The organism is Kordia sp. SMS9, from assembly GCF_003352465.1.
In the GTDB taxonomy this organism is placed as follows: Bacteria; Bacteroidota; Bacteroidia; order Flavobacteriales; family Flavobacteriaceae; genus Kordia.
In genome coordinates this window covers 4373702-4386414 of the sequence record NZ_CP031153.1, presented here as the reverse complement: position 1 = coordinate 4386414, position 12713 = coordinate 4373702, and the positions used below count along the sequence as shown (strand labels likewise).

13 protein-coding genes are annotated in these 12713 nt (G+C 35.7%); 6 read left to right on the top strand and 7 right to left on the bottom strand.

From position 1 onward, the window contains the following. Positions 1-38 precede the first annotated feature (38 nt). Positions 39-1274, bottom strand: coding sequence for a peptidase T (gene pepT, locus KORDIASMS9_RS18540; protein WP_114904282.1), 1236 nt, complete (start codon positions 1272-1274; stop codon positions 39-41). A gap of 116 nt (positions 1275-1390) precedes the next feature. Continuing rightward, on the bottom strand, positions 1391-1594 hold the full coding sequence (locus KORDIASMS9_RS23450; RefSeq protein ID WP_162820047.1) for a hypothetical protein: 204 nt from the start codon (positions 1592-1594) through the stop codon (positions 1391-1393). A gap of 257 nt (positions 1595-1851) precedes the next feature. Here KORDIASMS9_RS23450 and KORDIASMS9_RS18535 point away from each other — a divergent pair, with 257 nt between their 5' ends. Then, complete coding sequence (locus KORDIASMS9_RS18535; protein ID WP_114904281.1) at positions 1852-2871, top strand: quinone-dependent dihydroorotate dehydrogenase; 1020 nt, start codon at positions 1852-1854, stop codon at positions 2869-2871. Positions 2872-2880: 9 nt separating this feature from the next. On the opposite strand, the gene KORDIASMS9_RS18530 is transcribed toward KORDIASMS9_RS18535, so the two are convergent. Beyond that, positions 2881-3786: a spondin domain-containing protein gene (locus KORDIASMS9_RS18530; RefSeq protein WP_162820046.1), complete on the bottom strand. Its 906-nt coding sequence runs from the start codon at positions 3784-3786 to the stop codon at positions 2881-2883. Between the two features lie 124 nt (positions 3787-3910). Here KORDIASMS9_RS18530 and KORDIASMS9_RS18525 point away from each other — a divergent pair, with 124 nt between their 5' ends. The 4 genes from KORDIASMS9_RS18525 to guaB all read left to right on the top strand — a co-directional run bounded on the left by KORDIASMS9_RS18525 (position 3911) and on the right by guaB (position 7935). Beyond that, the gene (locus tag KORDIASMS9_RS18525) at positions 3911-4531 is read left to right on the top strand and encodes a LysE family translocator (protein WP_114904279.1); all 621 of its coding nucleotides are present in this window, start codon (positions 3911-3913) and stop codon (positions 4529-4531) included. Between the two features lie 6 nt (positions 4532-4537). Next, complete coding sequence (locus KORDIASMS9_RS18520; RefSeq protein ID WP_114904278.1) at positions 4538-5275, top strand: hypothetical protein; 738 nt, start codon at positions 4538-4540, stop codon at positions 5273-5275. Between the two features lie 70 nt (positions 5276-5345). Beyond that, positions 5346-6209, top strand: coding sequence for a hydroxymethylglutaryl-CoA lyase (locus KORDIASMS9_RS18515; protein WP_114904277.1), 864 nt, complete (start codon positions 5346-5348; stop codon positions 6207-6209). Between the two features lie 250 nt (positions 6210-6459). Next, entirely contained in the window at positions 6460-7935 is a 1476-nt protein-coding gene (gene guaB, locus KORDIASMS9_RS18510) for an IMP dehydrogenase (protein ID WP_114904276.1), read from the top strand. Positions 7936-8020: 85 nt separating this feature from the next. Here the strand turns inward: guaB and KORDIASMS9_RS18505 are convergent, their stop codons facing one another. The 4 genes from KORDIASMS9_RS18505 to KORDIASMS9_RS18490 all read right to left on the bottom strand — a co-directional run bounded on the left by KORDIASMS9_RS18505 (position 8021) and on the right by KORDIASMS9_RS18490 (position 10490). Then, positions 8021-8542 (bottom strand): OmpH family outer membrane protein, encoded by a 522-nt coding sequence (locus KORDIASMS9_RS18505; RefSeq protein ID WP_162820045.1) that lies wholly within the window; start codon positions 8540-8542, stop codon positions 8021-8023. Positions 8543-8714: 172 nt separating this feature from the next. Continuing rightward, a complete protein-coding gene (locus KORDIASMS9_RS18500) occupies positions 8715-9377 on the bottom strand; it encodes a DUF2461 domain-containing protein (protein ID WP_114904274.1) in 663 nt (220 codons plus the stop codon). 36 nt (positions 9378-9413) lie between these two features. Beyond that, the gene (locus tag KORDIASMS9_RS18495) at positions 9414-9650 is read right to left on the bottom strand and encodes a hypothetical protein (RefSeq protein ID WP_240321083.1); all 237 of its coding nucleotides are present in this window, start codon (positions 9648-9650) and stop codon (positions 9414-9416) included. A 99-nt stretch (positions 9651-9749) separates the two neighbouring features. After that, on the bottom strand, positions 9750-10490 hold the full coding sequence (locus KORDIASMS9_RS18490; RefSeq protein ID WP_114904272.1) for a T9SS type A sorting domain-containing protein: 741 nt from the start codon (positions 10488-10490) through the stop codon (positions 9750-9752). A gap of 235 nt (positions 10491-10725) precedes the next feature. Between KORDIASMS9_RS18490 and KORDIASMS9_RS18485 the strand changes: the two genes are divergently transcribed. Beyond that, complete coding sequence (locus KORDIASMS9_RS18485; RefSeq protein ID WP_114904271.1) at positions 10726-12708, top strand: peptidylprolyl isomerase; 1983 nt, start codon at positions 10726-10728, stop codon at positions 12706-12708. The last annotated feature ends 5 nt before the right edge of the window (positions 12709-12713 follow it).

Here is a 12713-nt window from a genome sequence, read left to right as displayed (position 1 = left end):
AACAATCGTTGTAGGAATACAAAAAATCGACCAATGGATTATTTTTGGTACTTTGCCGCTGTCAATTCCGCAATTTTAACAATCACTTCAATCGCACTTTGAATACTTTCTACAGGAACATACTCATAACGTCCATGAAAATTATGTCCGCCCGCAAAAATGTTTGGACACGGCAAGCCCATAAATGACAATTGCGAACCATCAGTTCCACCGCGAATAGGCTTAATAATTGGCGTAATGTCTAACGCTTTCATGGCTTCTTCGGCAATTTCTACAATATGAAACACAGGTTCAACCTTTTCTTTCATGTTGTAATACTGATCTTTGATCGTCAATTGTACAGGATCATACGTGTAGCGACTGTTAATATCAGCCGCAATTTTCTCTAACAACTCTTTACGCGCTTGAAACTTATTTTTGTCGTGATCACGAATAATGTATGCCAAAGACGATTCTTCTACGCTTCCTGTCACCGTATGTAAATGGTAAAAGCCTTCACGATCGGTGGTTTCTTGCGGAACATCATGTGATGGCAATGAATTTATGATTTCGTTCGCAATCAAAATGGAATTGATCATTTTATTTTTTGCATAGCCAGGATGTACAATTTTTCCTTTAATTTCAATTGTAGCACTTGCAGCGTTGAAATTTTCGTATTCCAACTCACCAATTTGGCTTCCATCCATCGTATATGCCCAATCCGCACCAAACTTTTCCACATCAAACTTGTGTGCACCACGACCAATTTCTTCATCTGGTGTAAAGCCGATACGAATTTTTCCATGTTTTATTTCTGGATGATTGATCAAATATTCCATTGCAGACACAATTTCGCAAATCCCTGCTTTGTCATCGGCACCCAACAATGTAGTTCCGTCCGTAGTAATTAAGGTTTTTCCTTTGTAAAATAACAAGTCGTCAAAATAATCTGGCGAAAGCACAATATTTTCTGCGGCATTTAGCACAATATCTTTTCCGTCATAATTGTGTATAATCTGAGGATTTACATTGGCGCCTGTAAAATCTGGAGACGTATCAAAATGCGACACAAATCCGATCGTTGGCACGTCATGATCTACATTGCTTGGCAACGTTGCCATAATATATGCGTTGTTGTCTATTGTAACATCAGACAACCCAATTCGTTTCAATTCATCTACCAATAGATTGGCTAAATTCCATTGTTTTTCAGTACTTGGTGTCGTGTCAGAAGTTGGATCAGATTCGGTATCAATCGTAACATAACTGATAAATCTGTCTATAATATGTTGCATGTGAAGTCTTTTTTTCAAAAATAGTAGATTCTGAAAAAAAATAACGCACAATTCAAAAGCTTTTTCAAAAAAAAATGCTCCTTAAAGAAGAAGCATTTTGTTGACTAAGTTATTTTTTAATTTTGACTTGTACACGTTGGGTTTTCAGATTCCCTGACAAAACAGTCAATAGAAGTACAATCTTCTGAAAGGCATTCAATTGCGCGACAACTATTCCAAAGTCCTGTAAGTATACTACTTCCACCGTGAAGTCCTTGACCTTGGATTTTAGAGATTGATCTTTTGTTTAGTGATAACGATGTTAAATTCTTTTTTTTCATGATATTTTTTTTTGATTTATTATTTATAAAATTAAAAGACAACAGTTTGAAAAGAAAACTTTAGATCTCTGGTTTTATGAATTGTAAGTATAAAAATAAGTTGATTATTTATGTAGAATGAAAGTACCGCCACTTTTCAAAACAGATGTTAGAGCTGCTTTTACGAAAGTTAAAAAAAGTGAAACTTCATACATAAAATAACAGACAAAAAGATTTCACTTCTAAAATTTAAACTATTTTTGCACAAACAAAACAGCATGTACCAATTTCTTGTAAAACCTATCCTTTTTCGCTTCGATCCAGAAAAAGTGCATCATTTTACCTTTTCATTGATTAGAACACTTTGCAAAATTCCTTTTGTTTCTAGCATTTTTAGAAGAATGTATGTAGTGAATGACAAACGTTTGGAACGTACGGTTTTTGGCTTAACGTTTAAAAATCCTGTCGGTTTGGCTGCGGGTTTTGACAAAGATGCAAAACTCTACAACGAACTTTCCAATTTCGGATTTGGCTTTATAGAAATAGGAACCTTAACACCGAAACCACAAGTAGGAAATCCTAAGAAACGTCTCTTTCGCTTGAAACAAGACGAAGCCATTATCAATCGTATGGGATTCAATAACGGCGGCGTTCATGAAGCCGTAGAACGTTTAAAAAAGAACAAAGGCGTGCTAATTGGCGGAAACATTGGGAAAAATAAAGTGACACCAAACGAAGACGCTGTTGAAGATTACAAAATATGCTTTGAAGCTTTATTTCCACATGTTGATTATTTTGTGGTGAATGTAAGTTCGCCAAATACACCAGGATTACGTGAATTACAAGATAAAGAACCGCTAACAGCGTTGTTGTCTACTTTGCAAGGAATGAATAGAGAAAAGGCTTCGCCAAAGCCAATTCTACTCAAAATTGCACCCGATTTAACCAATGAACAATTGGAAGACATTATCGAAATTGTGGCAAATACCAACATTGCAGGCGTCATTGCTACAAACACCACCATTTCCCGCGAAGGTTTACAATCTCCCGACAAGGAAGAAATGGGTGGATTGAGCGGAAAACCACTCACCAACCGTTCTACAGAAGTGATTCGTTTCTTAGCAGAAAAAAGTAACAAAGCCTTTCCAATTATTGGAGTAGGAGGCATTCACACGGCAAAAGATGCGCTTGAAAAATTGGACGCCGGTGCAGATTTGGTACAATTGTACACAGGATTTGTTTATGAAGGTCCAAATCTCATTAAAAATATCAACAAAGAACTTTTAAAAAGAGCATAAAAAATACTGCTACAACAATACTTTCTTAATAACAGTACTAGTATCAGTCGTAATCTTTACAATGTATAATCCGCTTTTTGTGTTCGGAAATGTAAAGGTTTTCATGGCTTCGTTTGAAGGATTTGCATAGCGTTTCAAAAGATTGCCAAAGGCGTCATACATCTCAATTTGTTGCATCGTTTTTCTGTCAGCATTATAAATTTGAATAGACTTATTCGCAGCATTCGTACTAACAGAAAAAGCGGTATTAATGTTGAATTCTGTCGTACTCAAGGAAACCAATGAAATCGTTAAAGTACCAACTTTTGCATTGGAAAAAGGTGCAATATTCTGCAAACTACTAATCGGTTGCTGCGGCACAGTATCAGGATTGTTAGAAGCATACATATTGCCATCTTCCGTTCCTGCATCATAAGGAAATAAATCCATGACAATAGACGGTATCCAATCGCCATTAGTATCCAATAACGAGATACTATTTACCTGAATCATCCAATCGGGACTTGGCGCAATCATCGAAGCTAAGGAAAGTAGTGGAAAATTTTGATCTGCAACAATACTTGTGGCAGCTGTTGCTGTTGGAGAAAATGCATCAAACGGTTGATTGAAAAAAAGATTTGCATTTCCAGCATTCATCGCATTTTGAACTTCTAGCTGTATGGCATCATTTTGACCATTTTCAGCCACATCTTCAATTCCTGCAGAAGCCAGTGAGCCTGGATTCACAAAAACAACATTGCTATTATGCATTGCGCCTACTAAATTTGACCAATGTGCATTTACGGAAAAATTAGCATGCGGATGCGTACTGGCACTCCATGTTCCTTCAAATGAAATGGTATAATTAGCGTTTGCTGTTTGTGCGTGTACAGTAAACACCAAACACAGCATCAAAATATTTATATATACTTTCATTGTTTTCATCGTTTAGATCAATAGTTATATAAACTCTGTCGTTAGCACAACTAAGTTCATTACAATGTGAATTGTTAAAATAAAAAGATATATTTTTATACGCTCAAAAAAAAATTCAGTTGTATTGAATATAGAAATACTCATAGGATTTGTCACAGCTACATTTTTACTAGCAATTTCGCCCGGGCCAGACAATATTTACGTGCTCATGCAAAGTATTGTAAATGGTCGTAAATACGGAATTGCCACCGTTTTAGGATTGATGATAGGTTGTATCATTCACACGACTTTAGTGGCTTTTGGAGCCTCTACCATTTTAAAACAAAATCCAACCTTATTTTTTATCGTGAAGCTTCTAGGAGCGTTGTATTTGGTGTACTTGGCGTACAAAGTGTACAAAAGTTCTGGAGCTATTGAATTGGGAAATGGTGCCGTTCCAAAAAAGTCCGTTTTTGAGTTATTCAAGCAAGGATTTATCATGAATGTGCTCAATCCGAAAGTCACACTGTTTTTCTTGGCACTGTTTCCAGGATTTCTTTTTAGTGATACGATGAGCGAAGTGCTACAATTTTACGTATTGGGCTTTCTATTCATTTTAGTTTCGTTTTTTGTTTTTGGTGCGGTTGCAGTTTTTGGGGGAATCATTTCTGAATCCATTCAAAAAAATAAAAACATTGGCGTATATATGAAATGGCTGCAAATTGTTGTATTTGTGGGAATTGCTATTTTTATCATGTGTACCTAAACTGTGATGAGGTTTCTTAAAATAGATAAAAAATACTTTTATTGGTTTGTGTTGGCATTCTTCATTTCCACTATTGTGGGAACACAAACGCATGAATTGGGTCATATAGCTATGGCAGAAGCTTTAGGTTATGAAACTACGCTCAACTATGGCAGTATGACGTATAATTTTGAAGGATTTTCAGAAGATGAAGACGTCATTGCGTGGCGAAAAATATTTGAAAATGTGGAATCGTTTGATGATTTTTCTGAAATCAAAAAAGAGGAAGCAGACCAATTATTCAAAAAAATAGAAGAAAAATTCCCTTCCAATCCAACAGATGACTTCTACATTACGTTGGGCGGACCAATACAAACGATTTTAACCAGTTTTTTCGGGCTTTTTATCCTAGCATATAGAAATGTAAACAAACAAGAAAATTTCAAGCTTACAGATTGGCTGGCGGTTTTTCTATCGTTATTTATTTTGCGTGAAGTGTTCAATACAGTCATGGCAGGAGGAACGTATCTTTTGAAAGGAAGTACATTTTTCAGTGGAGATGAATTTCGCATCTCAACCTATCTTGGATTGAATCAATGGACAATTCCGATCATGACCGCAATTTTAGGAGCGATCATCGCAAGTTTTGTCATCTTTATGATTGTGCCCAAAAAATATCGAATCACCTTTATTTTGGCAGGTTTTGTGGGAAGTATTGTTGGATTTATTCTTTGGTTTGAGTTTTTAGGACCTTGGTTATTTTAAAAAATTGGAGTCATTTTTATTCACAAAAAATAGTTCCTAAAACGTTTTCGTTGATTATCTTTGGCATCCTATGGAAAACATTAAATTAATAGAATGTCCACGTGATGCCATGCAAGGTATCAAAATGTTTATTCCTACAGAAAAAAAAGTTCAATACATTCAATCTCTATTGCGTGTAGGCTTTGATACTATTGATTTTGGTAGTTTTGTATCGCCAAAAGCCATTCCACAAATGGTAGATACGGCCGAAGTCTTATCAAAATTAGACTTGTCAACCACTGAAAGCAAACTGCTCGCTATTGTAGCCAATGTTCGTGGAGCAAACGATGCAAGTACGCATCCAGAAATTCAATACTTAGGCTATCCGTTTTCCATTTCAGAAAACTTTCAAATGCGGAATACACACAAAACCATTGCGCAATCCATAGAAACCTTACAAGAAATCCTAAACATTGCTACAAAAACAAATAAAGAAGTTGTAGCGTATCTTTCTATGGGATTTGGAAATCCGTACGGAGATCCTTGGAATGTAGATATTGTCGGAAATTGGACAGAAAAGCTTTCCAGCATGGGCGTGAAAATTTTATCGCTCTCAGATACGATTGGTTCTTCCACACCAGACGTCATTGAATATCTGTATTCGAATCTCATTCCAAAATATCCAGAAATTGAATTTGGCGCACATTTACACACCACACCAACTTCATGGCACGAAAAAGTAGATGCAGCGTACAAAGCAGGTTGCAGACGTTTTGATGGCGCTATTCAAGGATTTGGCGGCTGTCCGATGGCAAAAGACGAACTCACAGGAAACATGCCTACAGAAAAGATGGTTTCCTACTTTACGGCTGCAAAGGCAAACACAAATGTTCAAACTATGAGTTTTGAGTCTGCTTACAATGAAGCTTCAAAAATTTTCAATCAATATCATTAGTTAGTTTATGAGTAGTGAGATATTAGTAGTGAGTATTGAGTATTGAGAAGTTTCAAAGCTTGGACTGAGTGGAGTCGAAGTCCAATCGAATAAACAAGTCTACAATAAACAAAAATGAAGTTTAAGAGTTAACGTTTTGAAGCAGAAAGTTTCATAACAAATCCATTAACAAATTGTTATCTACCATAACAAATAGTATTAATTGTATAAAAAGCAGTATATTTGCACGCAATTATATTTTAATTGCATAATGACAGCACACAACAACAAAATTCTAGGCGAAGGATTAACTTATGACGATGTCTTATTAGTTCCTGCGTTTTCAGAAGTTCTTCCAAGAGAAGTCAGCATTCAAACAAAATTTACGAGAAACATCACCATTAATGTGCCCATAATTTCGGCCGCGATGGATACTGTTACAGAATCTTCCATGGCAATTGCGATGGCGCGTGAAGGTGGCATCGGCGTGTTACACAAAAACATGACGATTGAACGACAAGCACAAAAAGTACGAAAAGTAAAACGTGCTGAAAGCGGAATGATCATCGATCCTGTAACCTTGCCATTAACGGCAACGGTAGCAGATGCCAACGCCAATATGAAAGAACATAGCATTGGCGGAATTCCAATCGTAGACAATGACGGAACGCTCAAAGGAATAGTTACAAATAGAGATTTACGTTTCGAACATAACAGTCAACGACCAATCATAGAAGTGATGACGAGCGAAAACTTAGTCACTTCTCCAGAAGGAACTTCCTTAAAAGATGCTGAGGCAATTCTGCAAAAGCATAAAATTGAAAAGCTTTTAATTGTTGATGAGCATTACAAACTAAAAGGACTCATTACGTTTAGAGACATTACCAAAGTGACTCAAAAACCAATTGCAAACAAAGATTCTTATGGGCGTTTGCGTGTAGCAGCCGCTTTAGGAGTTACAGCAGATGCTGTAGATAGAGCAGCAGCATTGGTAAAAGCAGGTGTAGATGCAGTTGTGATTGATACCGCACACGGACATACAAAAGGTGTGGTAAGCGTTTTAAAAGAAGTGAAAGCAAAGTTTCCAAACCTAGAAGTGATTGTTGGAAACATTGCTACAGGTGCTGCCGCACGTTATTTGGTAGATGCGGGTGCAGATGCCGTAAAAGTTGGAATTGGTCCAGGATCTATTTGTACGACGAGAGTGGTAGCTGGTGTTGGATTTCCACAATTTTCAGCAGTATTAGAAGTAGCAGCAGCCATTAAAGGTAGTGGCGTTCCTGTCATTGCGGATGGAGGAATTCGATATACGGGAGACATTCCAAAGGCGATCGCCGCAGGAGCCGATACAGTAATGTTAGGTTCGTTATTGGCTGGAACTAAGGAATCTCCTGGAGAAACGATTATTTACGAAGGAAGAAAATTCAAATCATATCGTGGAATGGGTTCTGTAGAAGCCATGAAACAAGGTTCCAAAGACCGGTATTTCCAAGATGTAGAAGCTGATATCAAAAAGTTAGTGCCAGAAGGTATTGTAGGTCGTGTACCGTACAAAGGAAACTTGGACGAAAGTATTCATCAATTTATTGGCGGATTGCGCGCAGGAATGGGCTATTGTGGTGCCAAAGACATTGAAACGTTGAAAGAAACTGGACAATTTGTACGCATCACCGCAAGTGGAATCAATGAAAGTCACCCACACGATGTAGCGATAACGAAAGAAGCACCCAACTATTCAAGAAGGTAAAATAAATAGTTTTTAAACATACAAAAGGCTGTCCATTGATTTGGACAGCCTCTTTTTTTAGATACTAATTGTTATACTGCTATTTTTATTTTTTGTCTTCGACCGTAATACCAAGTCTTGCAGCCGTTTTTAACGTCAAATCAAAGTTAGGATCTATATACGCCAATTCGTTGCCATCAAGTGTAAAAACTTGTGTAAACTTTTCTTCTTTTGCAATGGCAGATAAAGCTACTCCAACTTTTTTATACAACGGACGCATCAATTCATCTTGTCGCAACTGTACCAATTGTACCGCATTTTGTCGGAACTTTTGGATGTCGTTTTCCAATTCGAAAATTTCTTGTTGTTTTTTCTTTTTAGCTTCATCAGTCATTTCTTTAAAAGCCGCATTGGCTTCTTTGACTTCTTTTTCGTAAGCTGCTAATTTTGCTTTTAAATCAGCTTCTAACTCCTTTTCATACGCTTCCATTCCTTTTTGTACTTGTGCAATTTCTGGCAATTTAGATACCAAAATATTCACGTTAACAGTTCCAACTTTCGTTTGTGCCGTAGCTGTATATGAACAAAATACAATAGCGAATGTGTACAGTAAATGTTTAATTTTCATCAGATTAAATTTTTTGTTTTTCAAAGTTGGCTAAAGTAATGAAAACATCATACCAAAAAAATAAACTTGCATAAAATTAACGTTTGCAATGAAGGTTTTTTTAAAAAGCAATGCTGTATGTGACTGAAATAGAAAGAAATACTTAATTATTGATTTTTTAAAAATAATTTGACTATTTGTGTAAAGCTTCATGGAAAAAGTCGTTCATCGGTTTCAATTTCAAGTATACTTCTTCTGCAATATCTGCCAAATCTTTATTGATTATTGTTTCTCTCGTTGGTTCAATGCCCGCGGTAAAATTTTTATAACGTAACAATTCAATATGTGGATGTTCATAATCGTAGCCGCGAGGAGCTGTTTTTAGTTTTTGATCATCTTCTCGCAAACCACCAAAAAAAGTTACAAATTCTTTAGAAGAAATAGCTTTTTGAAGTTTGTTTTCATCTGTATCAATGTGCGCTCTTACTTTTTTTAAAATATCAGTATTTGGTCGCCAAATGCCACCGCCAACAAGTGATTCGGCAGCACCGATAGAGAAAAAAATAGGCGCGTATTCGTCTTTTTTTCGCGTAGGAGAAAATGCAAATTTAGTTTTGTAGATAGGCTTTTCAGGATGAAACATTCGGTTGTTGGTAATGCGCTGTATGGTATTTTTTGGAGTAAACATTTCAAAATGTGAGTCGTATTTACACAAACGTTCCAACATTTTTTCAACTTCGCTCAACCAATACGTTTTGGCAAGTTGATACGTGGATCTATTTTCGTCCATCCATTTTTTAGAATTGTTACGAGACAATTCATCTAAAAACTTAAAAATATATTTTTTCTTGTTCATTGCACATATTGATTGAAAAACTTTTCTTGAGAAAATTTATTCTTCTACACGTTGTCCACGATGCGGTTTCAGTTTTTCACGCATCAACGAAACATCTTCTTCGTTGATAATCATAGTGGCTGCTGCGTGCATTTCGGAAAATTCCACAACTTTAATGGCTTCTCCATGCACGTTTTCCATCTTCACAAAATCAGTCAAGTGAATGCAATGATGTGCTGCTGTGCGTTTTCCGTTAGGACCTCTAAAATCCCAGATGAGTTTGACTTTTCCCATGGTTAATTTTTTTACAAAAATACATATTGAACTCATTTCAAAACATAAAAAAAGCGAATGAAAATCATCCGCTCTTGTATATAATTGTGTGTACCAAACTTATTTTGCTACAATTTTAAATGTCTTTGAAAATGTGGATGACGAAATTTTTACGATGTAAATATTATTCTTTGGTAAATCTAAAAACTTACTAAACGTTCCATTAATCGCTACATTCTTCAAGTCTACTACTTGGCGACCTAATAGGTTGTAGATAGCGATATTAGAAGTGGTATTGATACCAGAAATTTCCAGTCGTCCATTATTATACATAGTTTTTACGCTATTTTTTGAGTTGTTACCTATACTTAGCGTACTACTGTTTAGCGTATCATCCACCAAATCAATAAACAAATCGACAGATTGATTGTTTCCGCCACCACCAAATTGGTTTTGAAATAACAAATTAATTCCTAACACATTTTCATTCACTAATGATGGAAATAATTGTCCTGGTGTAAATGTAATTTCATAGGTATTTGTAGCTGTTGCAGCATCTCCATCCGTTAAGTTTAACACAGGTTGCCAAGAAAGGTCGCTAAAAGCACCAGGAACAGCTTGAAAATCTCCACTAGCAGTACTCAAACCTAAGTATACATGGATAAATGTTTGATTTTCTGTGTAGAAGTTATTAATGATATCATTGTCTTCAAATCGAAGCGTAATAGGATCATTAATAGTAGCCGTAGCTGCTGTTTGGGTACTTCCGACACCATCATATCCTAAAAAGCTAATCACTTCCTGTGCGTAACTCATACTAGCAAATAGCATTAAAAGTAAAAAGAGGTAATTTTTTTTCATAGATATAGTTTTTTGTAAAATTAATCTAAATACAAACTATTTCAAAGTTGAAAGTTCATATTTTTTTCTTAAAACTTCAACAATTGCGCCAAAATATAAAAAGCAGGCAATAATAGCCTTTCTATTTAGTTGCTATATATTGATGAATTGTTATTTTTGTCTTTCTCAAAAATATTCCAAGCAAAAATGTTTGCATAATAACATACATTACAGCTGATAGAAATAAATATACATTATGAAAAAGAACATTCAATTATTCTTACTCCTTTTTGTGACCTTCACAAGTTTTGGACAAAATGAAAAAGACAAAGTGTTGTTTACCATTGAAGACGAACCGACCTACGTTTCTGAATTTTCAAGAGTTTACAAAAAGAATCTAGATATTATTGATGAAAAAGATCAAAAAGAAATTAAAGAGTATTTTGATTTGTTTCTCGAGTATAAATTAAAATTAAAAGAAGCCGAGAAGTTGAAGCTACACGAAAAAGATGCATACAAAAAAGAATTAGCAGGCTATCGCAAACAATTATCAAGAAATTACCTTACGGATGCAAACGCTACTGAAAAGTTAGTAAAAGAAGCGTATGATCGTTTGCAAAAAGAAGTAAAAGCAAGTCATATTCTCATCAACGTTTCGCAAGATGCTTCTCCGCAAGACACCTTGACAGCGTATCAAAAAACGATGAGCGTGCGCAAATCGATCATAGAAGGTGCCGACTTTGGTCAAATGGCAATGCAACATTCTGATGATCCTTCTGCGAAAGGAAACGACAGAATTCCTGCTAATAAAGGAGATTTGGGCTATTTTTCAGCATTTCGCATGGTGTATCCGTTTGAATCGGCAGCGTTCAACACGAAAGTAGGCGAAGTTTCCATGCCAATTCGCACACAATTCGGCTACCATATCATCAAAACAGAAGACATTCGCGCCAATGTGGGCGAAGTAATCGTAGCGCATATTTTGCTATTAAATATAAAGCAAAACGAAAGTAAAGAAGATCCACAGCAAAAAATAAAAGATATTTATTCGCAGATTCAATCAGGTGCTGATTTTGGAAAATTGGCAAAACGGTATTCCGAAGACAGAAGTTCTGGAGTAAATGATGGAAAATTACCAAAATTTGGTCGTGGACGTTTGCGCTCAAAGGAATTTGAAGAAGTGGCTTTTTCTTTAAAAGAACTAGGCGAAATTTCAAAACCATTTCAATCAGAATTTGGTTGGCACATTGTAAAACTCATCTCAAAACATGGAATGAAAAGTTATGAGGAAGAAAAGCCAAACTTAGAACGCAGAATAAAAAATGACAAGCGTGCAGGTGTGATCAATTCGTCTATTCTTAAAAAAATTCGAAACACATATACAATCACAGAAAACGAAAATGCGAAATCTGATTTTTACAATTTGGCAGATGCAACATTCTTCAGTAAAAGCTGGAAACTTCCAACAGACGAAACATTTTTAAACAAAACGCTTTTTCAAATTGAAGATGCGAAAGTTACGTACAAAGATTTTGCAACATTTTTATTAAAAAACCGTGCGCGTACCATGGTAAAAAAGCCAGAAGCAAAAGGATTTATCAACCGTTATTACAAGGAATTTAGAGATAAAGAATTGATGGCTTTTTATGAAAATGACTTAGAAAACATTAGTGAAGATTTTGCCGCTATTTATGGTGAATATCGCGATGGATTGTTGCTTTTTGATTTGATGGAAACAGAAATTTGGGAAAGAGCCAAAACGGACACAATTGGTCTAGAAAAATTCTTCAATAACCATAAAGAAGATTACCAATGGAAAAAACGTATAGAAGGCGTCATTGCTTCTTGTACACAAAAAGAAGCTGCCGAAAACGTACAACAATTACTCAAAGAAGGGAAGTCTTTGGATGAAATTAAACAAGAAATCAACAAAGACAGTAAGGTAAGTGTTATCTTTTCGCCAGGTGTGTATGAAGAAGGACATCGAAATTTGCCGAAAGGCTTCAAACTGGAGCAAGGTGTTTCTAAAATTTTTAATGATGGCAGTACAGATTTCACGATTGTAAAAGTTAACGAAATCATGCCTGCGAGCGACAAAAAGCTCTCTGAAATCAAAGGGAAAGTCATCAGCGACTACCAAGTATATCTTGAAAAAGAATGGGTAAAAACGTTAAAGGAAAACTACGAAGTTAAGATTAACAAACGTACCTATCGCAAACTTAAAAAACTCGTAAAATAATCATA